This window comes from Iamia sp. SCSIO 61187, assembly GCF_019443745.1.
In the GTDB taxonomy this organism is placed as follows: Bacteria; Actinomycetota; Acidimicrobiia; order Acidimicrobiales; family Iamiaceae; genus Iamia.
On the sequence record NZ_CP050948.1, the window covers coordinates 1,060,361 to 1,085,790 of the forward strand.

General features: G+C 74.4%; 29 protein-coding genes. 18 read left to right on the top strand and 11 right to left on the bottom strand.

Annotation, left to right across the window (positions count from 1 at the left end):
- Positions 1-7: 7 nt before the first annotated feature.
- Positions 8-430, bottom strand: coding sequence for a PaaI family thioesterase (locus HC251_RS05200; RefSeq protein WP_219944246.1), 423 nt, complete (start codon positions 428-430; stop codon positions 8-10).
- Positions 431-489: 59 nt separating this feature from the next.
- Here HC251_RS05200 and HC251_RS05205 point away from each other — a divergent pair, with 59 nt between their 5' ends.
- The 3 genes from HC251_RS05205 (at position 490) to HC251_RS05215 (ending at position 2,780) form a co-directional block, all read left to right on the top strand.
- The gene (locus tag HC251_RS05205; protein WP_219944247.1) at positions 490-1,206 is read left to right on the top strand and encodes a crotonase/enoyl-CoA hydratase family protein; all 717 of its coding nucleotides are present in this window, start codon (positions 490-492) and stop codon (positions 1,204-1,206) included.
- A 1-nt stretch (position 1,207) separates the two neighbouring features.
- On the top strand, positions 1,208-1,804 hold the full coding sequence (locus HC251_RS05210) for a TetR/AcrR family transcriptional regulator (protein WP_219944248.1): 597 nt from the start codon (positions 1,208-1,210) through the stop codon (positions 1,802-1,804).
- A gap of 85 nt (positions 1,805-1,889) precedes the next feature.
- Positions 1,890-2,780, top strand: a complete 891-nt coding sequence (locus tag HC251_RS05215) for a sigma-70 family RNA polymerase sigma factor (RefSeq protein ID WP_219944249.1) — start codon at positions 1,890-1,892, stop codon at positions 2,778-2,780.
- On the opposite strand, the gene ald is transcribed toward HC251_RS05215, so the two are convergent.
- Both ald and HC251_RS05225 read right to left on the bottom strand, forming a co-directional pair.
- Positions 2,777-3,913 (bottom strand): alanine dehydrogenase, encoded by a 1,137-nt coding sequence (ald, locus tag HC251_RS05220; protein WP_255566603.1) that lies wholly within the window; start codon positions 3,911-3,913, stop codon positions 2,777-2,779. The genes HC251_RS05215 and ald overlap by 4 nt on opposite strands.
- Complete coding sequence (locus tag HC251_RS05225; protein WP_255566792.1) at positions 3,910-5,508, bottom strand: AMP-binding protein; 1,599 nt, start codon at positions 5,506-5,508, stop codon at positions 3,910-3,912. The genes ald and HC251_RS05225 overlap by 4 nt, the downstream gene beginning before the upstream one ends.
- A gap of 223 nt (positions 5,509-5,731) precedes the next feature.
- Between HC251_RS05225 and HC251_RS05230 the strand changes: the two genes are divergently transcribed.
- Both HC251_RS05230 and HC251_RS05235 read left to right on the top strand, forming a co-directional pair.
- Positions 5,732-6,082: a helix-turn-helix transcriptional regulator gene (locus HC251_RS05230; RefSeq protein ID WP_219944251.1), complete on the top strand. Its 351-nt coding sequence runs from the start codon at positions 5,732-5,734 to the stop codon at positions 6,080-6,082.
- Between the two features lie 14 nt (positions 6,083-6,096).
- On the top strand, positions 6,097-6,579 hold the full coding sequence (locus tag HC251_RS05235) for an SRPBCC family protein (protein ID WP_219944252.1): 483 nt from the start codon (positions 6,097-6,099) through the stop codon (positions 6,577-6,579).
- A gap of 199 nt (positions 6,580-6,778) precedes the next feature.
- Here HC251_RS05235 and HC251_RS05240 read toward each other — a convergent pair whose 3' ends face one another.
- Positions 6,779-7,201, bottom strand: a complete 423-nt coding sequence (locus HC251_RS05240) for a pyridoxamine 5'-phosphate oxidase family protein (protein ID WP_219944253.1) — start codon at positions 7,199-7,201, stop codon at positions 6,779-6,781.
- Between the two features lie 292 nt (positions 7,202-7,493).
- Here HC251_RS05240 and HC251_RS05245 point away from each other — a divergent pair, with 292 nt between their 5' ends.
- Positions 7,494-7,985 carry a GNAT family N-acetyltransferase gene (locus tag HC251_RS05245; RefSeq protein ID WP_219944254.1) on the top strand — a complete coding sequence of 164 codons (492 nt, stop codon included), beginning with the start codon at positions 7,494-7,496 and terminating at the stop codon, positions 7,983-7,985.
- Positions 7,986-8,127: 142 nt separating this feature from the next.
- Positions 8,128-8,709 (top strand): carboxymuconolactone decarboxylase family protein, encoded by a 582-nt coding sequence (locus HC251_RS05250; RefSeq protein WP_219944255.1) that lies wholly within the window; start codon positions 8,128-8,130, stop codon positions 8,707-8,709.
- Here the strand turns inward: HC251_RS05250 and HC251_RS05255 are convergent.
- Together HC251_RS05255 and HC251_RS05260 are read right to left on the bottom strand one after the other, a co-directional pair.
- Positions 8,706-9,929 carry a serine hydrolase gene (locus tag HC251_RS05255; protein WP_219944256.1) on the bottom strand — a complete coding sequence of 408 codons (1,224 nt, stop codon included), beginning with the start codon at positions 9,927-9,929 and terminating at the stop codon, positions 8,706-8,708. The two genes, HC251_RS05250 and HC251_RS05255, sit on opposite strands and share 4 nt — an antisense overlap.
- Before the next feature lie 52 nt (positions 9,930-9,981).
- Positions 9,982-10,401, bottom strand: coding sequence for a nitroreductase family deazaflavin-dependent oxidoreductase (locus tag HC251_RS05260; RefSeq protein WP_219944257.1), 420 nt, complete (start codon positions 10,399-10,401; stop codon positions 9,982-9,984).
- Positions 10,402-10,438: 37 nt separating this feature from the next.
- Here HC251_RS05260 and HC251_RS05265 point away from each other — a divergent pair, with 37 nt between their 5' ends.
- Both HC251_RS05265 and HC251_RS05270 read left to right on the top strand, forming a co-directional pair.
- On the top strand, positions 10,439-11,233 hold the full coding sequence (locus HC251_RS05265; RefSeq protein ID WP_219944258.1) for a maleylpyruvate isomerase family mycothiol-dependent enzyme: 795 nt from the start codon (positions 10,439-10,441) through the stop codon (positions 11,231-11,233).
- 129 nt (positions 11,234-11,362) lie between these two features.
- Positions 11,363-12,346, top strand: a complete 984-nt coding sequence (locus tag HC251_RS05270; RefSeq protein ID WP_255566605.1) for a hemerythrin domain-containing protein — start codon at positions 11,363-11,365, stop codon at positions 12,344-12,346.
- A 106-nt stretch (positions 12,347-12,452) separates the two neighbouring features.
- On the opposite strand, the gene HC251_RS05275 is transcribed toward HC251_RS05270, so the two are convergent.
- The gene (locus HC251_RS05275; protein WP_219944260.1) at positions 12,453-14,792 is read right to left on the bottom strand and encodes an MMPL family transporter; all 2,340 of its coding nucleotides are present in this window, start codon (positions 14,790-14,792) and stop codon (positions 12,453-12,455) included.
- Positions 14,793-15,004: 212 nt separating this feature from the next.
- On the opposite strand from HC251_RS05275, the gene HC251_RS05280 reads away from it, so the two are divergent.
- Positions 15,005-15,625 carry a hypothetical protein gene (locus HC251_RS05280; protein WP_219944261.1) on the top strand — a complete coding sequence of 207 codons (621 nt, stop codon included), beginning with the start codon at positions 15,005-15,007 and terminating at the stop codon, positions 15,623-15,625.
- A gap of 61 nt (positions 15,626-15,686) precedes the next feature.
- On the opposite strand, the gene HC251_RS05285 is transcribed toward HC251_RS05280, so the two are convergent.
- On the bottom strand, positions 15,687-17,294 hold the full coding sequence (locus tag HC251_RS05285) for an MFS transporter (RefSeq protein ID WP_219944262.1): 1,608 nt from the start codon (positions 17,292-17,294) through the stop codon (positions 15,687-15,689).
- Between the two features lie 145 nt (positions 17,295-17,439).
- On the opposite strand from HC251_RS05285, the gene HC251_RS05290 reads away from it, so the two are divergent.
- The 5 genes from HC251_RS05290 (at position 17,440) to HC251_RS05310 (ending at position 21,591) form a co-directional block, all read left to right on the top strand.
- A complete protein-coding gene (locus tag HC251_RS05290; protein WP_219944263.1) occupies positions 17,440-18,018 on the top strand; it encodes a TetR/AcrR family transcriptional regulator in 579 nt (192 codons plus the stop codon).
- Positions 18,015-19,046, top strand: coding sequence for an alpha/beta hydrolase (locus HC251_RS05295; protein WP_219944264.1), 1,032 nt, complete (start codon positions 18,015-18,017; stop codon positions 19,044-19,046). The genes HC251_RS05290 and HC251_RS05295 overlap by 4 nt, the downstream gene beginning before the upstream one ends.
- Before the next feature lie 111 nt (positions 19,047-19,157).
- Entirely contained in the window at positions 19,158-19,988 is an 831-nt protein-coding gene (locus HC251_RS05300) for an acyl-CoA thioesterase II (RefSeq protein ID WP_219944265.1), read from the top strand.
- Between the two features lie 87 nt (positions 19,989-20,075).
- Positions 20,076-20,876 (top strand): metalloregulator ArsR/SmtB family transcription factor, encoded by an 801-nt coding sequence (locus HC251_RS05305; protein WP_219944266.1) that lies wholly within the window; start codon positions 20,076-20,078, stop codon positions 20,874-20,876.
- The gene (locus tag HC251_RS05310) at positions 20,857-21,591 is read left to right on the top strand and encodes a phosphotransferase (RefSeq protein WP_219944267.1); all 735 of its coding nucleotides are present in this window, start codon (positions 20,857-20,859) and stop codon (positions 21,589-21,591) included. The genes HC251_RS05305 and HC251_RS05310 overlap by 20 nt, the downstream gene beginning before the upstream one ends.
- 93 nt (positions 21,592-21,684) lie before the next feature.
- Here the strand turns inward: HC251_RS05310 and HC251_RS05315 are convergent, their stop codons facing one another.
- Complete coding sequence (locus HC251_RS05315) at positions 21,685-22,191, bottom strand: MarR family winged helix-turn-helix transcriptional regulator (protein ID WP_219944268.1); 507 nt, start codon at positions 22,189-22,191, stop codon at positions 21,685-21,687.
- Between the two features lie 57 nt (positions 22,192-22,248).
- On the opposite strand from HC251_RS05315, the gene HC251_RS05320 reads away from it, so the two are divergent.
- Complete coding sequence (locus tag HC251_RS05320) at positions 22,249-23,217, top strand: EamA family transporter (protein ID WP_219944269.1); 969 nt, start codon at positions 22,249-22,251, stop codon at positions 23,215-23,217.
- Positions 23,218-23,261: 44 nt separating this feature from the next.
- On the opposite strand, the gene HC251_RS05325 is transcribed toward HC251_RS05320, so the two are convergent.
- Complete coding sequence (locus HC251_RS05325; RefSeq protein ID WP_219944270.1) at positions 23,262-23,753, bottom strand: DUF3253 domain-containing protein; 492 nt, start codon at positions 23,751-23,753, stop codon at positions 23,262-23,264.
- Between the two features lie 4 nt (positions 23,754-23,757).
- The gene (locus HC251_RS05330; RefSeq protein ID WP_219944271.1) at positions 23,758-24,132 is read right to left on the bottom strand and encodes a nuclear transport factor 2 family protein; all 375 of its coding nucleotides are present in this window, start codon (positions 24,130-24,132) and stop codon (positions 23,758-23,760) included.
- 158 nt (positions 24,133-24,290) lie between these two features.
- Between HC251_RS05330 and HC251_RS05335 the strand changes: the two genes are divergently transcribed.
- On the top strand, positions 24,291-25,046 hold the full coding sequence (locus HC251_RS05335; protein WP_219944272.1) for an SRPBCC domain-containing protein: 756 nt from the start codon (positions 24,291-24,293) through the stop codon (positions 25,044-25,046).
- Positions 25,046-25,417, top strand: coding sequence for a YciI family protein (locus HC251_RS25925; protein ID WP_219944273.1), 372 nt, complete (start codon positions 25,046-25,048; stop codon positions 25,415-25,417). Before HC251_RS05335 ends, HC251_RS25925 begins: the two co-directional genes overlap by 1 nt.
- Positions 25,418-25,430 lie beyond the last annotated feature (13 nt).

The following is a 25,430-nucleotide window of genomic DNA, read 5'->3' on the forward strand; positions in this document are numbered from 1 at the left end:
GCGGCCGTCAGACGGGGAGGAACAGGGCGCTCACCCGGGCCAGGTCCCGACCGCCCGCCGTCATCGTCGCCGTGCCCGACCCGAGGCGCCGCCCCAGCCGGGTGGCGCCGACGGTGACGTCGACCCAGTCGCCCTGGCGGGCCGAGCCGATCAGGTCGCACGACAGGTGGACCGTCACCAGCGGGGTCGGTGGGTCCGACACCCCGGCCACGGCGTGTCCGATCACCACGTCGGCGATGGTCGCCACGGTCCCGGCGTGGAGGAGACCACGGGCGTTCACCTTGGGCCCCTCGACCCGGAACCCGGCGCGATGAGGGTCGTCGGGGTGGAGCAGGAAGCCGCCGAGGGCGTCGACGAGCGGGCTGGGGTGGTCCCACGGCACCAGGCCGGCGGGCGGGAGGGGGGCCGGGGGAGCGGTGACGGGGTCCACCCTCGGACCGTACCTCTCGAAACGTTGTTACGGAACAACCGTCCGGTTAACGTCAGGGGATGAGCGACACCAGGCTGACCTATGCGGACGACGGGGCGGTGGCGACCATCGCGCTCGACGACGGGCGGGCCAACGTGCTCTCGCCGGCGATGCAGGCCGACATCGGCGCCGCCCTGGACCGGGCCGAGTCCGCCGGTGCCGCCGTCCTCCTCACCGGCCGCCCCGGGCGGTTCTCCGGCGGGTTCGACCTCGCCGTGATGGCCCAGGGCGGGACGGCGGCGGCCGACATGGTCATCGGCGGCTTCGAGCTGGCCCACCGGCTCCTGTCCTTCCCCCGGCCCGTGGTCGTCGCCTGCACCGGCCACGCCATCGCCATGGGGGCCTTCCTGCTGACCGCCGCCGATGTGCGCATCGGCATCGCGGAGGGGGCGCACCGCATCCAGGCCAACGAGGTGCAGATCGGCATGACCCTGCCCCGCGCCGCCATCGAGGTCTGCCGGGGCGTGCTCTCCCCCGCCGGGCTCCGCTCCGCCCTCGACCTGGCGACGCCGTTCGACCACGGGGCCGCCGTCGGCGTCGGGTTCCTCGACGAGGTCGTGCCCGAGCCCGACCTGGCGGCCCGGGCCCGCCAGGTCGCCGGGCGGGCGGCCGGGCTCGACGCCGTCGCCCACCGACGCACCAAGCTCCGGACCCGGGCCCCGCTCCTCGACGCCCTGCGCGCCGCCATCGACGCCGACCGGACCGAGCTCGCCGCCCTCCTCGCCGCGACCGGCTGACGTGCCCCCGGCCAAGCAGCGCACGCCCGCCCTGCGGGACCACCTCCTGCGCGTCGCCGTCGACGTGCTGGCCCGGGAGGGGGTCGCCGGGTTCACCACCCGGCGGGTCGCCCGCGCCGCGTCGACGTCCCCACCCGCCGTCTACGAGCTCTTCGGCGACAAGGCCGGGCTCGTCCGCGCCGTGTTCTTCGAGGGGTTCCGGGTCCTGCGCGCCCACCTCGAGGCGGTGCCCGCCACCGAGGACCCGGTCGCCGACCTCACCGCCCTGGCCCTCGCCCTCCGGCGGTTCGTCGCCGACAACCCGACGATCGCCGAGGTGATGTTCTCGCGGCCCTTCGCCGACTTCGACCCCACCCCCGACGAGAGCGAGGCCGGCGCCGGCGTCCGGCGCCTCGTCGTCAGCACCGTGCGCCGGGCCACGTCGACCGGTGCCCTCCGGGGCGACCCCACCGACATCGCCCACGGCCTCCTCGCCCTGGCCCTCGGGCTGGCGGCGGCGGAGCAGGCCGGCCGGCTCGGCACCTCGGCGGCCTCCCGGGACCGGAGGTGGGCCACCTCCCTGCGCGCCCTCCTCACCGGCTACGCCGCCCCCGCCTGATCCCCGACGTCCGGCCGTGCGGCCCGCCCGTCACATCGGCGGGTCGACATCCGTCGGAGGGGTACATCGACACCGAGGAGCCCCCATGGACGAGCAGGACCAGCTGGCCGCCCGCTTCGAGGCCGATCGGGCCCACCTGCGGGCCGTCGCCTACCGCATGCTCGGCTCGGTCACCGAGGCCGAGGACGCCGTGCAGGAGGCGTGGTTCCGGCTGAGCCGGAGCGACACGTCCGAGGTCACCAACCTCACCGGCTGGCTGACGACCGTCGTCAGCCGGGTCTGCCTCGACGCCCTGCGCGCCCGCCGGGCCCGGCCGGAGCAGGCCCTGACCGAGCGGATGCCCGACCCGGTCGTCAACCGGTTGGACCCCGACGACCAGGGTGACCCGGCCCACGAGGCGGTGCTCGCCGACGGGGTCGGGCTCGCCCTGCTGGTCGTGCTCGACTCCCTGGCGCCGCCCGAGCGGCTCGCCTACGTCCTGCACGACATGTTCGGCCTGCCCTTCGACGAGATCGCCCCGATGGTCGACCGGACACCGGCCGCGACCCGGCAGCTGGCCAGCCGGGCCCGACGCCGCATCCAGGGTCGACCGGTGGCGCCCGTGGGGGCGATCAGCGAGCAACGTGCGGTGGTCGAGGCCTTCCTCGCCGCCTCTCGCGACGGGGACTTCGACCGGCTCGTCGCCCTGCTGGACCCCGACGTGGTCCTGCGGGCCGATCGCGGTGCCGGTGCGCTGCACGTGGTGGAGGGGTCCGAGACGGTGGCGAGCGAGGCCCTGCTGTTCCGCAGGAGCGCGGGCCCCGAGGTGCGGGCCGAGACGGCGCTGGTCAACGGTGCCGTCGGGATCGTCGCCTCCCGGGACGGGGCGCCGCTCTCCGTGCTGTCCTTCCTCGTGGTGGACGGCCGCATCGCGTCGATCGACATCCTCGCCCACAGGGAGCGCCTGGCGACCCTGGACCTCGCCGGTCTGGCCTAGGCGCGGAGCGCCTCGGCGAGCGGGGCGTGCGGCTTGCCGAGCGCCTCGGCCACGGCCTCGTTGACCACCCGCCCGCCGAGCGTGTTCACGCCGAGGGCGAGGGCCGGGTCCTCGGTCACGGCGGCGGCGACGCCGTCGCGGGCCAGCTCGGCCAGGTAGGGGAGGGTGACGTTGGTGAGGGCGTAGGTCGACGTGTGGGGCACGGCCCCGGGCATGTTGCCGACGGCGTAGTGGATGACGCCGTGGACCTCGAAGGTCGGATCGTGGTGCGTCGTCTCGTGCGAGGTGGCGATGCACCCACCCTGGTCGATGGCGATGTCGACGATCACCGACCCGGGTCGCATGGCCCGGACCAGGTCCTCGTCGACGATGACGGGGGCCTTCCCGCCGGCGACGAGGACGGCGCCGATCACGAGGTCGGCCTCCTCGACCGCCCGCTCGACCTGGCCCCGGTTCGACGCCAGGGTGGTGATCCGGCCCATCTGGATCTGGTCGATGAACCGCAGGCGGTCGACGTTGCGGTCGAGCAGGTCGACCTCGGCCTCGAGGCCGGCCGCCATCCAGGCCGCGTTCCACCCCACGTTGCCGGCGCCGAGCACCACGACCCGGGCCGGCCGGACGCCCGGGGCGCCGCCCATGAGGACGCCCCGCCCGCCGTTGTGGCGCTCGAGGAAGTGGGCGCCGACCTGCACCGACATGCGCCCGGCGACCTCGCTCATGGGGGCGAGCAGCGGCAGGGCGCCGTCGGCGGTCTGGACCGTCTCGTAGGCGATGCCGGTCGTGCCGGCGGCGAGGAGGGCGTCGCCCACCTCCGGGTAGGCGGCCAGGTGCAGGTAGGTGAACAGCACCAGGTCGTCGCGGAGGAGGTCCAGCTCGGCGCCCTGGGGCTCCTTGACCTTGCACACCAGCCCGGCCCGCCCCCACACGTCCTCGGCCGTCGCGACCACCTCGGCCCCGACCCGCCGGTACGCCTCGTCGGCGATGCCCGCGCCCGCTCCCGCACCGGCCTGGACGAGCACGGTGACGCCGTGACCGTTCAGCTCCCGGACGCCGTCGGGGGTGAGGGCCACGCGGTGCTCGTCCGGCTTGACCTCGGTCGGCACGCCCACGACCAGCGGCTCCCGGTGCGTCACGGCGCCGCCTCGAAGAGGGTGCGGGCGGCGGGGTAGTCGGCCTTGCCCGACGGCATCCGGGGCACGGTCGCGACGGTGACGATGCGGCGCGGCAGCTTGTAGGAGGCCAGCTGGGAGCGGGCCGCGGCCACCAGCTCCTCGTCGGCGACGGAGTCGTCGGTCTTGGCGACCACGGCCGCCACCCGCTGGCCGAAGCGCTCGTCGGCGACGCCGAACACGAGGCAGTCCTCGACGGCGGGGAGGGCCTTGAAGACCTCCTCGACCTCCTCGGGGAAGACCTTCTCGCCGGCGGTGTTGATGCACTGCGAGCCCCGGCCGAGCAGGGTGAGCGAGCCGTCGGCGGCGACGGTGGCCCAGTCGCCCGGGAGCGTGTAGCGGACGCCGTCGATGACCCGGAACGTCGCCGCCGTCTTGGCCTCGTCCTTGAAGTAGCCGGCCGCCCCACCGGGGAGGGCCACGATGCCGGGCTCGTCGCTGCCGGGCTCGATGGCGCGGTCGTCCTCGGCGAAGACCTTGACCCCCGGCCCGGGCACGAAGGTGCCGGTCGGGGCGACGTTGCCGGCGACCGAGATCGACATGCCCATCGAGCCCTCGCTGGCGGCGATGAGGTCGAGGATGGCGGCGCCCGGCAGGTGGCGCAGGAGGCCCTCCTTCACCTCGGTCGAGAACATGGCGCCGGCCGAGGCCAGCATCGTCACCGAACCCAGGTCGCGCCCGTCGGGGCGCTCGTCGAGGGCGCGGAGCATGGGGCGGGCGAAGGCGTCGCCGACGACGATGATCGACGCCACCCGCTCCCGCTCGACCACGTCCCACAGCTCCTCGAGGTCGAGGCTCCGGCTCTCGAGCAGGGCCAGGCACCCGCCGAACAGGAGGGTGGGGAGGGCGGCCATGCCCATGGCGGTGTTGTGCATGAGCGGCGGGGCGGCGAGCGACACGAACGGGCGCCCCTCCTCCTGGGCACGCACGGCGAGGGCGACGGCGCCCCCCGGGGTCGTGCACGGCGCCTCGCCGATGAGCGGCGGGATGGTGGCGAGCAGGTTCTGCACGGTGTCGCCGATCGGGGCCATCACGCCCTTGGGCATGCCGGTGGTCCCCCCGGTGTAGATCAGGGTGATGTCGTCGGGGTCGCGCTCGATGCGCGCCGCCGGCTCGTGGGCGGCGATGGCGTCCTCGTACCCGACGGCGAGCGGGTGGTGCTCGCCGCCGTCGTCCACCTCGAGCACCAGCTTCAGCGCCGGCAGCTTCTCCAGCACGTCCCCGAGGTGGGGCCGCAGGCTGCGGTGCAGGACGAGCACCTCGGCGTCGGCGTCGTCGAGCAGGTAGGCGAGCTCGGTCTCGACGTAGCGGTAGTTCACGTTGAACGGGACGGCCCGGATCTTCAGCGCCGCGAAGTAGCCCTCCATGAACTCGGGGGCGTTGTAGAGCATGAGCCCGACCTTCGAGCCCGGCCCCAGCCCGGCGGCCAGGAACGCCGAGGCCAGCCGGCCGGCCCGGTCGTCGAAGTCCCGCCACGATCGCCGGACGTCCCCCTGGACCAGGGCGGTGGCGTCACCGGCGGCGTCGGCGACCGCCTCCCAGACGGTGGCGTGGTGCATCTCCACAGGGACGGCTCCGAGGGACGGCGGCGGGGGGACGGGCGCCAGCATGCCCTGGCCCCCGTGCCCTCGCTGGCCGGGTTCCCTCGCGGGCGGCCGGTGAGTTCAACCAGATGGTTGACAACGGCGGAGGCCCGGCGTACGGTGACCTGTGTTCAACCGAGCGGTTGAACACAGGAGGACGGTCCGTGCGACGAGCGGAGCATCGCCAGCAGGAGGAACGGTGAGCGCAGACCCGCTCGACCGGGTGTTCTCGGCCCTCGCCGATCCCACCCGACGCGACATCGTGGCCCGGCTCGCCGACGGCGACGCCACGGTCAACGAGCTGGCCGCCCCCTACGACGTGACCGTCCAGGCGGTGTCCAAGCACCTCAAGGTGCTCGAGGACGCCGGCCTGGTGAGCCGGACGCGGGAGGCCCAGCGCCGCCCCGTCCACCTCGAGGCGGAGGTGTTCGACCTGATGACCAAGTGGATCGAGCGCTACCGCCGCCAGGCCGAGGAGCGGTACCGCCGCCTCGACGACGTCCTCCGGTCCATGCCGGACGACGAGACATCCCCCGAGACAACCCACTGACCAGGAGCACCCCCGTGACCACCACCACCCACGAGACCACCATCGAGTCCGACCCCACCGTCCCGCTCGTGCGCATCGTGCGCGAGTTCGACGCCCCCGTGGCCAAGGTCTTCAAGGCCCACGCCGACCCCGACCTGTTCGCCCGCTGGATCGGCCCCGACGACGGCCGCATGACCATCGACCACCACGACTTCCGCACCGGCGGCTCGTACCGGTACGTCCACGCCGGCGAGGACGACGAGGCCGCCTTCCGCGGCACGTTCCACGAGGTCCGGCCCGACGAGCTCATCGTCCAGACGTTCACCTACGAGGGGATGCCCGACGGCGTGGCCCTCGAGAAGATCTGGTTCGAGGACATCGGCGACGGCCGGACCCGCCTGACGTCGACGTCGCTGGTCGACTCCTTCGAGGGGCGCGACGCCTTCGTGGCCAGCGGCATGGAGGCGGGCGTGGTCCAGGGCTTCGCCCGGCTCGACGCGATCCTCGCCGAGGCCTGAGCGTGCCGCCCCGCCCCCTCGGCGGTCGCCCCCCGTCGCCTCGTCGAGTGGTTGGGTGGGCCGATGGGGTGGCCCGAGCGCAGCGAGGTCCCGCCGGGGACGCCCGAGAGGCAGCGGGGCACCCGCACGGCGCGGCCGGAGACGGTCGAGGAGCAGGCGGGGCTGACGACGCGACGGAAGGGGTCAGACCCCTTCCGTCTCACAGCTTGGAGTAGTCGACCGTGCGCCAGGTCTCGGGCGTGAGGACCAGGGCGGTGTCGTCGCCCCCGTCACCGGTGGAGGCGACGTACGCCTCGCCCCCCTCGGGGCCGAGGTACCGCGAGGCGATGGCCACCCGCTGCTCGTGGGTCGCCTCGGTGAAGGCGACCGGGCCCTCGACGGTGACGTAGGCGTAGGGGTACTCCTCCCGCTGGACGCAGAGCGAGGCCCGACCGGCGGACCGGAGAGCCTTGGCCTTCAGGCTGTCGGTCTCGGTCGTGAGCTCGACCACCCCGTCCCGGAACCGGTACCAGACCGGTGCCGTCAACGGGGGGCCGTCGGGGCGTTCGACGGCGAGCACCCCCACGTGCAGGTCGGCGAGGAAGGCCTCGCGCTCGGACGGGGACATCGACAGCTGGCCCATGTGTTGCTCCTCTGTCAGGCGACCACGGCGCGCACGTGCGCCGCGGTCGTGGGGGTGGTGGGTTCGGCGGCGTCATCCGCGGTTTCCGTTCGCGCCAGGCGACACGCCTGGCCGGGAGCGGTGTCAGAACGGCGTCGGCCGCATCGACCGCCGTTCTGGTCGCGCCAGGCGACATCGGTGTCCGGTCGCGGTGTCAGAACGGTGCTGATGGTCGGAGCCAAGCCCCCGGACGACGACCAGTGTGACACTGACGTCCACGGTACCGAAGGTCCCGTCGCTACCGTTCGCGCCCGTGACGACGATCCGTCGGGCGGCACCGGGAGACGCCGAGCCCATCGCCCGCGTCTGGTACGAGGCGTGGAGCGACGGCCACACCGGGCACGTCCCCGACGGACTGCTGGCGCACCGTCGGCCCGAGCACTTCGCCCGGCGGGCCGTCGACCGGGTGGAGCAGAGCTGGGTCGCCGAGATCGACGGCGAGGTCGTCGGGTTCGTGACGGTCGAGGGCGACGAGCTCGAGCAGATCTTCGTCCTGCGCCGGGCCCGCGGCACCGGCGTGGCCACCGACCTCCTCCGCGTCGGGGAGGACGCCATCCACGCCGCCGGCCACGAGGTCGCATGGCTGGCCGTGGTGGCCGGGAACGCCCGGGCCCGGGCCTTCTACGAGCGCCAGGGCTGGGTCGACGCCGGCGAGGTGGCCTACGAGGCCGGGACCGACGACGGCACCTTCATCGTGCCCTGCCGCCGCTACGAGTCGCGTCAGCCCGGAGCGCCCCGGAGGTAGGCGAGCACGGCGCGGACCCGGCGGTTGTCGTCGTCGTCGTCGGGGAGCAGGTCGAGCTTGCTGAAGATCCCGGCCCCGGTGTCGACCCGGTCTGAGGCGGCGGCCAGCCGGCCAGGGGCGGCAGACGTGCGAGGCTCGACGCATGACGAGCTTCGTGGGCACGGCGTCGGACAGCGAGGGCGCGCGGCGCCTCTACGAGGAGGACCTCGCGGGCGACGGGTACGTGATGAACCTCACCCGGGTGTGGGCCCATGCCCCCGACCTGCTGGACGGCGTGGGTGCCGCCCTCGCCCGGGCGGCGGAGGTCGGCGGGCTGACCTTCCGCCAGCGCGGCGTGCTGGTGTCGGCCGCGGCGTCGACGCTGGGCGACGCGTACTGCGCCCTCGCCTGGGGCACGCGGCTCGCCGGCGAGGTGGGCCCGGACGCGGCGGCAGGGGTGCTCGCCGGCGACGACACCGGTCTCGACGCGAGCGACGCGGCGCTGGCCCGTTGGGCCCGTCGCGTCGCCCGCGACCCGAACGGCGCCACCGTCGCCGACGTCGCGGAGCTCCGGGAGGCCGGCTTCGACGAGACCCAGATCGTCGCCATCACCGTCTTCGTCGCCCTGCGGCTGGCCTTCTCGACGGTCAACGACGCCCTGGGCGCCCAGCCCGACGCCGAGCTGGTCGCTGCCGCCCCCGCCGAGGTCCGGGCCGCGGTGTCGTTCGGTCGCAGCCCGGACTAGTCGACCAGGGCCTGGTACACGCCCGCCTGGAGGTGCCGGCGGAGCGGGTAGGTGGTCGACGGCAGCAGCTGGGTCATGAACACGACCGCCAGCTCCTCGACCGGGTCGATCCAGAACGCGGTGCTGGCGGCGCCGCCCCAGCCGTACAGGCCGGCCGAGCCGAGGGTCTTGGTCGCGGGCGGGTCCACCAGCACGGAGAAGCCCAGCCCGAAGCCGGTCCCGTCCATGGCCACCTCCGAGAACGTGGTCTGGCCCATCTGGTTGAGGGTCCGGCCGTCGACGAGGTGGTTGCTGGCCATCAGGCGCAGGGTGCGGGGTGACAGGAGCCGGACCCCGTCGAGGGTGCCGCCGCCGACGAGGAGGTGGCAGAAGCGCAGGTAGTCGTCGGCGGTGCTGACGAGCCCGCCCCCGCCCGAGAGGAACGTCGGGGGCTGGGCCATGGCCGCGGCCGGGGCGATCGGGACCATCGCGGTGGTGGGGGTGCAGGCGTACAGGACCGAGCACCGGTCGACGTCGGCCTCGGGCGCCGCGAACCCGGTGTCGACCATGCCCAGGGGCTCGAGGATCCGGGTGCGGAGGAACTCGTCCAGGGCGACGCCGCTGATCCGCTCGACCAGGGCGCCGCACACGTCGGTCGACATCGAGTAGTTCCAGCGCGTCCCGGGCTCGAACAGCAGCGGCTGCTGGCCCAGGCGGGCGAGGCCCTCGTCGAGGTCGTAGTCGGGCACGCCGAAGGTGCCGAGCTCGGCCCGCCGGTACAGCTCGTCGACCGGGTGGGCCATCTGGAACCCGTAGGTCAGGCCCGAGGTGTGGGTGAGCATGTGGTGGACGGTGAGGGGCGTCTCGAGCGGGCGGGTCTCGGGGGCGTCGGCGGTGCCCCCGACCCAGACGCGCAGGTCGGCCAGCTCCGGCAACCAGCGGGTCACCGGGTTCTCCAGGAGGAAGGCCCCCTCCTCGAACAGCATCATCAGGGCGACCGACGTCAGCGGCTTCGTCATCGAGTAGATGCGGTACAGGGTGTCGGCGGCGACCGGGGCGCCGGTCTCGACGTCGGTGCAGCCGTAGAGGTCGCGGTGCACCAGCTCCCCCCGTCGGCTCACGAGGGTCTGGACGCCCGGGATCTTCCCGTCGTCGACGTAGCGGTGGAGGACGGCGTCGAGGCGGCCGAGGCGGTCGCGGTCGAAGCCGTGGTCGGTGAGGGTGGTCGGCACGGCGGGCATCGTCCCAGACGGGGCCGGGCCGTGCGGGGACGTCCCGCCGCGCCCGGCGGGGTCAGCGGCGGGTGAGCACGACCACGGGGATGCGCCGGGTGGTCTTGGCCTCGTAGTCGGCGAAGCCGGGCATGTCCTGCTTCTGGGCCTCCCAGAGCCGGTCGTGCTCCTCGCCCTCGGCCACCGTCGCCGTCACCGGAACCGTCTCGGTCCCGACCTCGATGCTCGCCTCCGGGTGGGCCCTCAGGTTGTGGAACCAGTCCGGGTTGTCGGGCGCCCCGGCCTTGGAGGCGAAGATCACCCACCGGTCACCGTCGGCCCGGTACACGACCGGCGTCACCCGCTCGGCGCCGGAGCGGGCCCCGGTGCTGTGGAGGAGGAGCAGGGGGGCGCCCTCGAACGGGCCGCCGACCACTCCGTCGTTGGCCCGGAACTCCTCGATGATCCTCTGGTTGAAGTCGCCGGGACCGCTGTCGCTCATGGTGGCGAGCGTACGGGCCGGCGGGGAGGATGGGGCCGTGCCCGGTCCGTCCTCGTCCTCGTCCTCGCCGGCTCCCCGCCAGGTGCCGGACGTGCTCTCCGCCCTGGCGGCCCAGCAGGAGGAGCTCGCCGGCCTCGTCGACGGGCTCGACGCCGCCGGGCTGACCACCCCGTCGCGCTGCCCGGGCTGGTCGGTGGCCGACGTCCTCCTCCACCTGGCCCAGACCAACGAGGTGGCCGTGGCCTCGGTCACCGGCGACTTCGGCCCCTTCCTCGGCCGGACGACGGCGGACCTCGTGGTCAAGGGGACGGTCGACGACTGGGCCGGTGCCTTCGTCGCCGCCGAGCGGGACGACCCGCTGGTCGTGCGGGCCCGCTGGGCCTCCAGCGTCGACGCCCAGGCGGCCGCCTTCGCCGCCGCCGACCTCGATGCCCGGGTGCCGTGGGTCGTCGGCGACATGGCGGCCCGCAGCCTGGCCACGACCCGGCTGTCGGAGTCGTGGATCCACACCGTCGACGTCGGTGTGGGCCTCGGCGTCGAGGTTCCCCCGACCGACCGCCTGTGGCACGTCGCCCGCCTGGTCTGGCGCACCGTCCCCTACGCGCTCGCCCAGGGCGGGCACCGCCCGGCCGGCGACGTCCGGTTCGTCCTCGACGCGCCCGACGGCGACCGGTGGACGTTCGGCGAGGAGGGGGCATCGACGACGATCACCGGCGCGGCGGTCGACCTCTGCACCGTGGCCGGGCAGCGGGCCCCGGCGGCCGCCACCGGGCTCCGAGGGGTCGGACCGGACGCCGACGCGGTCCTCCGGCTGGCGCGGACCTTCGCCTGAGCCCGGGCCGTGTCAGTCGCTGCCGCGACGCCGGTGCTCTGACCTGCACCGGCGCGATCGGCCCGTCGGGACGGGAGCGACATGGGGCACATGCTGTGGATGTCGGGATCTGACGGGCAGGGACCGGTCATGGATGCCATCACCATGCTCAAGGACGACCACCATGCCGTGGAGCAGCTCTTCAAGCGCTTCGAGAAGGCGGGTGACCGGGCCTACGTCGAGAAGCGTGACCTGGTCGATCGCATCATCGAGGCCCTGTCGACGCACGCCGCGATCGAGGAGCAGCTCTTCTACCCGGTGACCCGGGCGACCGTGGAGGGCACCGACGACATCGTGCTGGAGAGCATCGAGGAGCACCAGATCGTCAAGTGGCTGCTCCACGACCTGGAGCGCATGGACCCCCACGACGAGCGCTTCGACGCCAAGGTCACCGTGCTCATCGAGAACGTGCGCCACCACGTCGAGGAGGAGGAGCAGGACTACTTCCCCAAGGTGCGCGAGGCCCTGGGTCGCAAGGACCTCGCCGACCTGGGCGAGTCCATGGCCGCCGCCCGGGAGATCGCCCCGACCCACCCGCACCCGCGCTCGCCGTCCACCCCTCCGGGGAACCTCGTGGTCGGCACCGTCGCCGGCGCCGCCGACCGCATCGGTGACACCGTGAGCGGCGTGGCCCAGGGCAGCGTCGCCGCCGCCCAGGACCTCGTGAACCTGGTCCTCCGTCGGCCCCGCACGGCCGCCTCGCCCAAGGGCAGCAGCGTCACCCGCACCACCGCCCGCCGGATCCGGGGCGACGTGAGCGTCGCCGCCGACGACGTGATCGACGCCATCAAGGAGGCTCGCAAGGTCGGCGAGGACACCCTCGACGCCGCCCGCTCCGGGGCCAAGGGCGTCGCCACCTCCGCCGGTCGCGGGGCCAAGAGCACCGCCTCCGCCGCCGAGTCCGGGGCCAAGGGCACGGCCACCTCGGCCCGCCGCTCGGCCGGGACGACCTCCACCACGGCCAAGCGGGCCGCGACCACAACGGGTCGCACGGCCAAGGCCTCGGCCAAGAAGACCACGGCCACCGCCAAGCGGGCCGCGACCTCCACCAAGAAGGCCGCCTCCGGCAGCTGACCGCATGCGCGGCCGAGCTGCGTCCCTCTTCCCGGACCGGTGACCAGATGACCCCATCAGGCGGGGGATCTGATCACCGGTCCGTCGCGTCAGGGGCGAGGCCCGGTCAGACCGGGACGGGCTCGGCCTCGGGGTCGGGCTGGCGCACGTCGGGCTCGTCGTCGTCATCGTCGACGTGGCCCTCGACGTCGATGGTGGGCAGCAGGCGGTCGAGCCACCGCGGCAGCCACCAGTTGCGATCGCCGAGCAGCTCCATCGTCGCCGGCACGAGCAGCATCCGGACGATGGTGGCGTCGAGGAAGATCGCCGTCGCCAGGCCGGTGCCCATCAGCTTGAGGACCCGGTCGTTCTCGAGCAGGAAGCTCCCGAAGACCACGACCATGATCGCCGCGGCCGCGGTGATGACCTTCGCCGTGGCAGCCAGGCCGTCGGCCACCGACGTGCGGCTGTCGCCGGTGCGGTGCCACTCCTCCCGGACCCGGGACAGCAGGAACACCTCGTAGTCCATCGACAGGCCGAACACGATGGCGAACAGCATCATCGGCGCCCACGGCTCGATCGGGGCCGGCTGCACGCCGGTGACGTCGCTCAGCCAGCCCCACTGGAACAGGGCCACCACCAGGCCGTAGGCGGCGCCGATCGAGAGCAGGTTCATGATCACGGCCTTGAGCGGCACGAGCACGGACCGGAACACGACCATCAGCAGCAGGAACGACAGGGCGAGCACCGTGACGAAGAAGTACGGCAGGCGCGACGCCAGGTAGTCCGAGAAGTCGAGGTTCACGGCGTTGCTGCCGGTGACGTTGACCTGGAACCCGGCGGTGTCCTCGACCGGGGGCAGGACCTCGTCGCGCAGGCGGTCGACGAGCTCGGAGGTCGCCTTCTCCTGGGGGCCGCTGGTGGGGACCAGGTTCCACAGCGCCGCCGTCGGCGCGTCGCCGTTGGGCACGGCGGGGGAGACGAAGGCGACGCCGGGGTCGGCGTCGACGGCGGCGGTGATCTCCTCCAGGGCGGCCGGGTCGGCGCCCTCGGGCAGCTCGGCCACCAGCAGCATCGGCCCCGAGAAGCCGGGACCGAAGCCCTCGACCAGCAGGTCGTAGGCCTTCTTGGTGGTGGTGTCGTCGGCGAAGTTGCTCTCGTCGGAGAAGCCCAGGCGCAGCGAGAGCACCGGGACGGCCAGGATGAGCAGCACCGCGGTGGCGCCGATGGCCACGACCCACGGCCGGTGCTGGACCACCCGGCTCCACCGGTAGGCGAAGGTCTCCTGGCGGGGCTTCTGGCTGCGGAGCGGGACCTCTCGCTTCAGGGGGCCGACGAAGAACCCGGCGACCAGCACCACGACGGCGGCCAGGATGAACAGCCCGGCCACCGGCCCGACCTTGAAGCCGGCACCGACCAGGGCCAGCGCCATCAGCCCGGCGGCGAGGAGGCCCCGCCAGCGGGTGAGCTCCACCCGCTCGCCGGCGAAGCCGAGGAGGGCGGGCAGCAGCGTGAGCGAGGCGACCACGGTGATGGCGACGACCGAGGCGGCGGCGATCGCCAGGCCCTGCACGAAGGTGACGCCGACGAGCATCATGCTGAGCAGCGAGATGACGACGGTGCAGCCGGCGAAGAGCACCGATCGGCCGGCGGTGTCGATGGAGACGGCGACCGACTGCCGGACGGTGTGCCCGAGGTGCAGCTGCTCGCGATACCGGGTGACGATCAGCAGGGCGTAGTCGATGCCCACGCCGAGGCCGATCATGATGCCGAGGAAGGTGGCGAAGTCGGGGACGGCGAGGGCGTGGCTGAGGAGGGTGACGATGGCCGTGCCGATGCCGATGCCGAAGAGGGCAACCCCCACGGGCAGGCCCATGGCCAGCACCGAGCCGAAGGCGAGGATCAAGATGACGATGGCGAACGCCAGGCCCAGCGCCTCCGACGACGGCTCCTCGAACTCGGCGAAGTAGAAGCTGCCCCGCTCGACCTGGAGGCCCTCCACGGTGGGGGTGTTCTCGGCGATGAAGGTCCCGATCTCCTGGGCGTCGGGGAACGCCACGTCGTCGGGCATCTCCACGTTGGCGTAGGCGATGGTCCCGTCCTCGCCCTCGGTGGACGAGATCTGGCGGGCCCCCTCCTCGCTGTAGGGGCTGACCACCGCGACGACGTGCGGCTGCTCGGCCACCTCGGCGAACAGGGCCTCCATGGCCTCGCGCACCTCGGGGTCGTCGACGCCCTGCTCGGCGCGGAAGACGATGGTGCCGGTGGCGTTGGTGCCCTGGCCGCCGAACTCCTCGTCGAGGATGTCGAAGCCGGTCTTCGACTCGGACTCGGGGAGGTTGAACTCGTCGCGGAAGGCGCCGCCGGCGCCGCCGGAGGCCCCCATCCCGACGACGAGGGCGAGGATCCACAGCCCGAGCACGAGCTTGCGGTGGTCGTGGCACCAGGGTCCCAGTCGTGCGAACATCTGGCTCTCCTAGGGGTGATGGGGGTGCGCCCGGGGCGCGGCGGGGGATGTGCGGGGGTGAGACGGCGGGACGGTCGCGAACTCATCGCCCGGCCGCCCGGTCGTCCGTCGCTCTGACGGATGCGACCCGGCCAGCGTGACAGCGGGAACCGGCCACCTGCTGTCCGATTTTCCGGAGCCCCTGGCACGGGTGCGGCGACGAGACTGCTGCGGTGGCCGAGCGGAACCGGGTGACCCCGACCGGGGAGATCGTGGCGACTGCCCAGCGCGGGCTGTTCCTGGGGAACCGGGGGAGCATCCACCGGGGCCACGAGGTGGTGCGGCCCTGGCAGGTCCGGCGCTGGATCACCTGTGCGCTCGCCTACAAGGGCTGGCGGGCCCCGATGTGGGAGCCCGGGCGGTGGACGCCCCTCTTCTTCTGGGACGAGGCGGTGGCCCTCGCCGCCGGCCACCGGCCCTGCGCCCTGTGCCGGCACGCTGACCACGTCCGCTGGATGGACGGGTGGGAGGCGGCCACCGGGTCCCGGCCGCGGGTCGACCCCGTCGACCGGGTGCTCCACGACGAGCGGGTCGGCCCCGATCGAGGGAAGCGGCTGCACGACCTCCCGTGGGCGGGGCTGCCGGTCGGGACCTTCGCCGTGGTCGACGACCGCCCGCACCTCGTGCTCGCCGATCACCTCGTCCCGTGGCACGCCCGAGCCGACGCCTACGGGCCGCCGCGGCCCCGGCCCCGCACCGGGAGGGCCACGGTGCTCACCCCGCCGTCGACGGTCGCCGTCCTCCGCTCCGGGTACGCACCGGTGCTGCACCCGTCCCTCGCTCGGCCCCGGTGAGCGGACCGCCCCGAGCGGGGGTCCGGCCACCGGGGCCGCGACGGGGGAGGGGCCGGCGACGTCAGTCGACGAAGGCGAGCTCCAGCTCGGCGTCGTCGGCCTCGAGGACCAGGTCCTCACCCTCCTGCTTGCGCCCGGGCATCCAGGCGAAGGCGAACACGGCGATGGCGAGGGCCAGGCCGGCGCTCAGCCCCATGGCCGTCCCCCACCCGTCGATGAAGGCACCGCGGGCGGCGTCGAGGATGCCCTGGCCCTCCGGTCCCATCGGACCGGTCACGGCCACGGCTCCGCCGATGCCCTCCTCGACGGCGTGGGCCGCCTCCGGGGGGAGGCCGGCGGTGGCGTCGGCGACCGACGAGGAGTAGGTGGCCGACAGCACGCTGCCGATGAGGGCCACCCCCACGGCGGTGCCGAGCTCGCGCACGGTGTCGTTGAGCGCCGAGGCGACGCCCTGGTCCTCCACGGGCAGCGAACCGGTGATGGCGGTCGTCCCCGACGTCATGGCCAGGCCCATGCCGGCGGCCATGACGAACAGCCCCGGAGCGACCGACCAGTAGCCCCCGTCGGCGCTGGCCATGGTGCCCATCAGGGCCATGCCGACGGCGATCAGGAGGGCGCCGCCGCCGATCATCGCCCGCAGTCCCACCCTCCGGGCGATGAGCGGGGCCACGCTCGACAGCGGCATCATCACCGCGGCCACGGGGAGCAGGCTGACGGCGGCGGCGACGGCCGAGTACCCCAGCACCGCCTGCATGAGCTGGATGAGCACCAGGAACAGGGCTCCCATCAGGCCGAAGATGCCGAGCAGGCCGACCGACCCACCGGCGAGCGTGCGGTTGCGGAACAGGCGCAGCTGGAGCAGAGGGTGGTCCTGGCGCAGCTCCCACCACGCGAAGGCGGCGCCGGCGGCCGCGGCCACCGCCAGGCTCGTCACGGTGATCGGCTCGGTCCACCCCGCCTCGGGGCCCTCGTGGATGCCGAGGACGAGCGCGCCCACGGCGAGGGCGGACAGGAGCGAGCCGCCGACGTCGAAGCGCCCCTCGGTGTGCTCGCGGGAGGACGGGACGAACAGGAGCGAGAGCACCAGGCTGGCGCCGCCCAGCAGCATCGGCGTGGCGAACACCCACGGCCAGGTGAAGTTGTCGACCACGATCGAGCTGGCGACCAGCCCGAGGATGGCGCCCGACCCGGCGAACCCGGCCCACATGCCGACCGCCCGGTCGCGCTCCTCCTCGGGGAAGGTCGAGGTGATGACCGACAGCGTGACCGGCATGATCATGGCGGCGCCGACGCCGGCGACGACCCGGAGGGCGACCAGCTGGTCGACGGTGGTGGCGAGGGTCGACGCCGCCGAGGCGCCGAGGAAGAGCCCCAGACCGCCGAGGAGGACCGGCTTGCGGCCCCAGCGGTCGCCGACCGCCCCGATGGGCAGGAGCAGGGCGGCCAGGGCGATGGTGTAGCCGTTGACGACCCAGAGCAGCTCGCCCTGGCCGGCGCCGAGGTCGGCGGCGAGCTGGCCGAGGGCCACGTTGAGGCCGGCGACCGAGGCGACCACCGCGGTCAGGGCGGTCAGGACGGCGGCCAGCACGAGGCGGCGGCGGCCGGGGTCGGCCACCACCGTCTCGTCGGGCGGGGGCGGGGCGGGGCGGGGGAGGGAGGTCGCTGTCATCGTCGATCCGTTCGTCGTCGATCCTGGGGGACGCAGCGAAACGCTACTGTCTCGTATCGCTACGAAACGGTACAGTACGATTATGACGTCGATCGAGCAAGGGCTTCCTGTGCGACAGCCGTCACCGGTAGCGTCCGGGCTCGACATGGACCCCCGCATCGCCCGGACCCAGCAGGCGGTGATGGACGCCGCCACCGAGCTCCTCGTCGAGGGCGGTCCCGCCGCCCTCACCATGGACGCGGTGGTGGCCCGGTCGGGGGTGGCGAAGTCGACGCTCTACCGCCACTGGGAGACTCGCGACGCCCTGCTGGCCGCCGTGTTCACCACGTGCAAGCCGGCGATGGGCGCCCCCGCGGACGCCACCAGCTGCGAGGAGGGGCTCCGGGCGCTCGTCCGGACGGTGGCCGACGCCCTCACCGACGAGAGCTGGAGCCGGCTGGCCCCCGCCCTGATCCTGCTGTCCAAGCAGCACCCGGAGCTGGCCCAGGTCGACTCCGACATGAAGCGGACCCAGCACGAGGCCACCGAGGCGGTGCTGCGGATGGGCGTCGAGGAGGGGCTCCTCGACCCGTCGGTGCTCGACGACGTCGAGCGCGCCGTCGCCCTGGTCGCCGGGCCCGTGGTGTTCGCCGGGCTGGCCGACATGACCGAGATCGACGACGCCCTGGTCGACACCTGCGTGACCCAGTTCCTGGCCGGCCACCGGGCCGAGGCCCGGTCGTGAGCCGGCTCCGCCGCAGCGCCCTGCTGGGCGCCACCGGCGTGGCCGTGGGCGTGGCCGCCCGTCGCCTCTCGGCCCGCCGGCGGCTCGTCGCGACGGTGCCGGCCGAGCTGCGCAGCCCGCTCCTGATGGTCCCGCTGAAGGTCGGCGGCGACCGCACCGTCGCCGTGGTCAACGCCGGCCTCCGAGCGGCCGCCGACCGGGACCGCAGCACCGGCTGGGAGCGCCGCGAGGTGCCGGCCACGGCCGAGGGCCCGGCCGTCCCGGTCTACGTGTACGAGCCGCCGGATGCGCCGACGGCCTCCGGCGCCCGGCCGGCGGTCCTCTGGATCCACGGCGGCGGCCTCGTCGTCGGCCACCCGGTCGCCTACCACGACATCTGCCGGCGCCTCGCCCGCGAGCTGGGGGCGGTCGTGGTCAGCGTCGACTACCGCCTGGCGCCGAGCGACCCGTTCCCGGCCGGGCTCGACGACTGCGTGGCCGCCCTCCGGTGGGTGCACGAGCAGGCCGACGACCTGGGCATCGACCCCTCCCGGGTCGCGGTGGCGGGCGACAGCGCCGGGGGCGGGCTCACGGCGGCGCTCTGCCAGCGGGCCCACGACCGGGGTGGCCCGCCCATCGCCTTCCAGGCCATGAAGTACCCGATGCTCGACGACCGCACGGTCCTGCGCGCCGACCACGGCGGGCGGGGGGCGTTCGTGTGGACGCCGGCCTCGAACCGCTACGCCTGGGGCGCCTACCTGGGCCACCCGGTCCGCGAGGAGGAGGACCGGCCCTACGCCGTCCCGGCCCGGCGGATCGACCTCTCCGGCCTCCCACCGGCGTGGATCGGCGTCGGCGAGCTCGACCTCTTCCACGACGAGGACGTCGACTACGCCGAGCGGCTGCGGGGGTCGGGCGTCCCGTGCGAGCTCCTCGTCGTCCCCGGGATGTACCACGGCGCCGAGGGCGTGGCGGCCAAGGCCGAGCCCATGGTCGCCTTCGAGGACGCCCTCGTGGCCGCGCTCCGCCGCGGCCTCGCCCCGGACTGATCCCCGGGCGGACCACGACGGTCCTCGGGCGGGCCACGGAAGGTGCCTGGCACCTTCCGTGGCGCGGAACTCCCTTGCGGGGTGCCGGGGGTGGGAGCAGGCTCACCAGCCATGGGCGACCTGGGGGAGCAGACGGCGGTCGAGCCGGTCGGGGAGGGGCGCTTCCGGGCCACCCTCTCGGCCGACTGGGAGATCTGGGGGCCGATGGGCGGCTACGTCGCGGCCCACGCCCTGCGGGCCGCCGGGGCCACCACGCCCCACCCCCGGCCCGCCGCCTTCTCCTGCCACTACCTGGGCGTGGCCCGCTTCGAGCCCGTCGACATCGTCGTCGAGGCGCGCAAGGAGGGTCGGGCGGCCAGCTCCCACCGGGTCGCCATCACCCAGGAGGGGCGGCCCATCCTCGAGGCGCTGGTGTGGAGCGCGGCCGAGGGCGAGGGCCTCGAGCACGACGAGACGACCGCGCCCGCCGTGCCCGGGCCCGCCGAGCTCGCGTCGATCCATGAGCTGGTCGACCCCGAGGACGAGCCGCCGTTCCCGTTCTGGCTCAACTTCGACGCCAAGCCCATCAGCTTCACCCGGGAGTGGCCGCCGGACGGCCCCCTCGCCGCCGAGTGGGTCGAGTGGCTGCGGTTCCTCCCCACCGCGTCCTGGGACGATCCCTGGATCGACGCCTGCCGCAGCGTGATCCTGGTCGACCTGCCGAGCTGGCCGGCGGCCAACCGCCCCCACGCCTGGAAGCAGGAGCCGTGGATGGCCCCCACCCTCGACCTCAACGTCGCCTTCCACCGCCCCACGTCGGGCCACGAGTGGCTCCTCTGCGACGGCACCGCCCCGGTCTCGACCGGCGGCCTGTTCGGCTGGACCGGCCGGGTCTGGGGCCAGGGCGGCGAGCTGCTCTCGTCCGGCGGGGGCCAGTGCCTCTACCGCCGCATGCGCACCTGACGGGTTGACAGGCAGCCGGCTGGCTGCGCATCCTGGGCAACAGGCAGCCGGACGGCTGCCTGTCTGTCGGGTGCGGAGAGGAGCGAGGTGGACGAGGTGTTCAAGGCCCTGGCCGACCCGGTCCGGCGCGAGCTGCTCGACCGGCTCCGGTCCCGCAACGGCCAGAGCCTGGGCGAGCTGGGCGAGGGGTTGGGCATCGCGCGCCAGTCGGTCACCAAGCACCTCGCCGTGCTGGAGGCGGCCGGGCTGGTCGTCAGCGAGAAGCGCGGCCGCCAGCGCATCCACCTCCTCAACGCCGCCCCCATCGACGACATCGCCGACCGCTGGATCGGCCGGTTCCACCGTCCCCGGGCCCGAGCGCTCGGCGACCTCAAGCACGCCCTGGAGGCACCCCCCATGCCCGACACCGACACCGCCACCCGCACCGACTTCGTCTACGTCACCTACATCCGCACCGACGCCGACACCCTGTTCCGCGCCCTGACCGAGCCCGAGTTCACCCGCCGCTACTGGGGCGCCGCCATCCTCTCGGACTGGGAGGTCGGCTCGCCCATCCGCTGGGAGGAGGGCGACAGCGTGCTCGAGGGCCAGGAGGTCCTCGCCGTCGACCGTCCCCGCCGCCTGTCGTACACGTGGCACCACGCCGATGCCCTCCACCAGGACCACACCGGGTGGACCGACGAGCAGATCGCCGCCGAGCAGGCCGAGCCCCGTTCCAAGGTGACGTTCACGATCACCGACGCTGACCCGGGCGTCGTCCGGCTCGAGGTCGTCCACGACGGCTTCGTGCCCGGGAGCGTCATGCTCGATGCCATCAGCGGCGGGTGGCCCTCGGTCCTGGCCGGCCTCAAGACCCTCCTGGAGACGGGTGCACCGCTGGCGGGGTAGCTCGGCCGCAGCGGAGGTCCCGCTGGGTGGCAACGTCACCGCCGGGCTGGTCCGGGTCGGGGCCACCGTGCGGCGCCCGGCGGGGCCGTGGACGCCGGCGGTGCACGCCCTGCTCGTGCACCTGCGCGAGGTCGGGTTCGAGGGAGCCCCGCGGTCGCTCGGGCTCGACGAGCGGGGGCGCCACGTCGTCGAGTGGATCGACGGGACGGTCACCCACCCGTACCGACCCGGCCCGTCGCTGGTCGACGTCGGCCGCCTGGCCCGCCGGCTCCACGAGGCGACGGCGGGCTTCGTCCCGCCGGTCGACGCCGTCTGGGGCACGGTGATCCGGCCCGACGGGGACGACCTCGTCGTCCACCACGACCTGTCGTCGTGGAACCTGGTCCACGGCTGCGGGCGGGTCGCGTGGATCGACTGGGACACCGCCGGCCCGGGCACCCGGCTGTGGGACCTGGCCTGGGCGGCGATCTCCTTCGCCGACCTGGTGCCGGCCGGCGTGCGGGACCTCGCCGACGGCTACGGCCTCCCCGAGGGCGAGCGCCGGGACCTCGTCGATCTCATCCCGCGTCGGGCCCACGGCATGGTCGACCTGCTGCGCACCGGGGGCGAGCCCTGGTCCCGCCTGGCTGCCGAGGGCCACCTGGTGACGTGGGAGACCATCGCGGCCCGAGCCCGGGCCGCCCGTCCCGCCCTCCTCGCCGCCCTCCTGGCCTGAGACGCGCCCGACCCCCCAAACCTTGGACGGAACCCCGCAGCATGGTGCGGTTGCCGTCCAAGGTTCGCCGCCGACGGCGCCGCCGGCCCGCCGTCAGCCGGCGGGGCGGTCGCCGAGGGCGAGGAGCGTCGCTCGCAGGAGGCGGACGAGCTCGTCGCGCTGGCGCGGGGAGAGGGGGGCCAGGATCTCCTCCTCGACCTCCATGTGGGGGCCGACGACCTCGTCGACCAGCTGGCGGCCGGCCGGCGTGAGCCGGACGATGACCTTGCGGCGGTCGGCCGCCGCCACCCGCTCGACGAGCCCTCGCTGCTCGAGCTTGTCGATCCGGTTGGTGATGGCGCCGGTCGTGACCATCGCCTGGGCGACGAGCTCGCCGGCCGTCAGCTCGTAGGGCTCGCCCCCCCGGCGGAGGGTGGCGAGCACGTCGTACATCCACGCCTCCAGGTCGAAGCGGGCGAAGCTCTCGGCCAGCCGGCGGTCGACCAGCCGGGACAGGCGCGAGACCCGGCCGATGACGGCGAGGGGGGAGGAGTCGACGTCGGGGCGGACGGTCGCCCACTGCTCGCTGATGCGGTCGACGGCGTCGCGCTCTCGGGCCATGGGCGGATCCTAGAACGCCCTCTTGACGCTCATCATCTCAATATTAAGATGATGAGCATGAAGACATCAGCGGCCTCGCCCGGCCCGGCTCTGGCCACCGTGCTGGCGCCCATCTCGTGGGGCACCACCTACGTGACGATCACCGAGCTGCTCCCCGACGGCCGCCCGCTGTTCGTGGCGTGGATGCGGGTGGCGCCGGCCGGGTTGGTCCTCGTGACCCTGGGCCTCCTGGCGTCGCGGTGGCGGCCCCGCGGCGCGGAGTGGGGGCGCACGGCCGTCCTCGCCACCTGCAACTTCGGCCTCTTCTTCCCGCTGCTGTTCGTCGCCGTGTACCGCCTGCCCGGCGGGGTGGCCGCCGCCGTCGGGGGTCTGCAGCCCCTGCTGGTGCTCGCTCTGACCGGGGCCATCACCGGCCGGCGCCCGCGGCCCCGGGACCTCGGCGTCGGGGTCGTCGCCGCCGTCGGCGTCGGCCTCGTCGTCGTGCGCCCGGGCGCCGACATCGACCCGGTCGGCGTGCTCGCCGCCGTGGGGGCCAACCTCTCGTTCTCGCTGGGCGTGGTCCTGACCAAGCGGTTCCCCGCCCCGGGCAACCGCCTGGCCGCCACCGGGTGGCAGCTCCTCGCCGGCGCCGCCCTGCTGACACCGCTCGCCCTCCTCGTCGAGGGAGCGCCGCCGCCGATCACCGGCCAGAACGTCCTGGGCTTCGCCTACCTCAGCCTGATCGGCACCGCCGTGGCCTACGTCCTCTGGTTCCGGGGCATCCGCCGCCTGCCGGCCGCGGCGCCGCCCCTCCTCGGCCTGGCCGCACCCGTCACCGGGGCGGTCATGGGCTGGGTCGTGCTCGGCCAGGCCCTCTCGCCGGTCCAGCTCGTCGGGTTCGCCGTCACCGTGGGAGCCATCGCCTACGGCGCCACCCTCGGCGGGCCCGCCCCGGCCGCTGTCCCCGCCCCGGCCGCCCCGGCCGCCGTCCCCGCCGTCGTCACCCCCGTCCCGCCCGCCCCCCGCCGGGTCGCCTGCCCGGCGTGATCGGAGCACGCCGGCGGCCCCTGCGCGCGGTCGGCCTCGCCGGCTCACGGGGCCACGACGGACCGGATGCGGACGGGACCCCGCCAGGGCGCGTCGGGGTCGAGCGCCCGGCCCTTCTGGGTGATCTCCACCTCGCCGCCGCGGGCGAGGTCGCGGGCGACGTCCCGGGTCAGGTCCATGAGGTCTCGCCAACCCTCGCCGCCGACGGCCCGGGCCGCGTCCGACGGGCAGGTGGTCGACGTCGGTGCCCGGTGGCGGGCCAGGGCGACGATGGCGGCGGCGATCCGCTCGCGCCGACCGGCGTCGGTCGGCTCGTCCCACCACGGCTCGCCCCGCTCGCCCAGGGCGACCTTGGCCGCCTGCACGCGGGCCCGGGCGGCGGTGCCGTCGGCCCGGACGGAGCGCCGGGCGTCCATCAGCTCGGCGACGAGCTCGACCCGCAGGGGCTCGGGGATCGACGGGTCGGTCGCCCGCCACCGTCGACCGTCGACGACGATGTGGTGCCCGTCCGGTGTCCGCTCCGGTCCGTCGGCCACCGGGCTACCCCTCGGCCGGGACCTCCATCGGCGTCTGCTGGTGGACGGACAGCCGCCACCCGTCGGGGGTGGCCACGTAGGTGCTGTTGAACAGGGCGCAGTAGCTGTGGTCGCCCCGCTTGGCCACCGCCGAGTAGGCCACCACGGCGGCCCCGTCGCCGAGGCGCAGCACCCGCTCGCCGGTGAGGGCGAACGAGTCCCACGGCGCCCCGCTCATCGACTCGACCACCTGGGCCCGGTCGTCGATGACCATCCCCCCGGGCAGCAGCATCAGCACCTCGTCGGCCAGCACCTCCTCGTAGTACGGCCCGGCCGCCCCCTCGGTGGCCAGCGCCTGCCACCCTCGCCGCTCCAGCTCGATCAGCTCGTGGTCGTCCATCCCCCCGGCCTTCCCGGCAGGCCCCCGTCGGAACCATCGGGGCGGGGCGGGCCCGGCGGTCAGGAAGGTCCGGCGCGTTGTCGATCCGGCGCCCGCTCGGGCGTCGGGAGGGGTGAGAGGTGGCCACCCGGGCCACCGAGGCAGCACGGAGGTGCACCATGGGTCAGACGTTCGAGGTCGGGTGGGAGGCGGAGGTGCCGGGTCCGCCCGAGGAGGTGTGGGACGCGGTGACCCGCCACAGCGACGGGTGGCTGTGGCCGATCACCTACGAGCCCCGGCTCGGCGGCGCCGAGTCGGGGCTCACCGGCATTGGCGGCCGGGTGACGGCCTGGGAGCCCGGGCGCCGGTTCACCACCACCGCCACCGACGAGGTCGGGACCAACCAGCTCGACTACACCTTCGCGGCGACGGCCGGCGGCACCGCGGTGACCTACGTGCACCGCACCGCCGTGCCCGACGACGACGACCTCGCCCTCCAGCACGACGCCTGCGCCCAGCACACCGACCTCTACCGGCACTCGATGGCCGAGTACGTCGCCCACTTCGCCGGTCGGGACGCGACCTACGTCGCGGTCGACGGAGGTCCGGCGTCCGCGGCCCAGGGCAGCACGGCCGTCCTGCTCCGGGCACTCGGCCTGCCCGACGACGTGGCCGTGGGCGACGAGGTGACCCTCGCCGTGCCCGGCGCGGCGCCGATCGTCGGGGTCGTGGACTACCGGACCGAGACGTTCCTCGGGATCCGGAGCGAGTCCGGGCTCCACCGCATCTACGGTCGCGACCGTTGGGGCTGGCCTGTGAGCGTCGCCCACCACCTCTTCGACGTCGACGCCGACGGTGCCGCCGTCGAGGTGGCCTGGCGGGCGTTCCTCGACGGTCTGTTCCCCGGCGACGTCGAGATCGAGGAGACGGCCTGATGGCGCAGTACGCGGTGATCATCTACGAGGAGGAGACCCCCGGCGGGGTGGCGGACATCCCGCCCGACGTGATGGCCGCCCACGAGGCCCTGCCCGGGCGCATCGTCGAGGCCGGCGGCCGGGACGTGGCCGGGATGGCGCTGGAGCCGACGTCGACGGCGAGGTCGGTCCGGGGCGGCGTCATCACCGACGGGCCCTTCATCGAGGCCAAGGAGGCCATCGCCGGGGTGTTCATCATCGAGGCCCGCGACCTCGACCACGCCACGTCGCTGGCGGCGATGACGCCGATCATGGCCGGCGGGGTCGAGGTCAGGCCGCTGCTGGACTTCCAGGTGGCCGCGGCCGGCCCGGACACGGAGGGGGTCGCCTGAGCGAGGTGGAGGA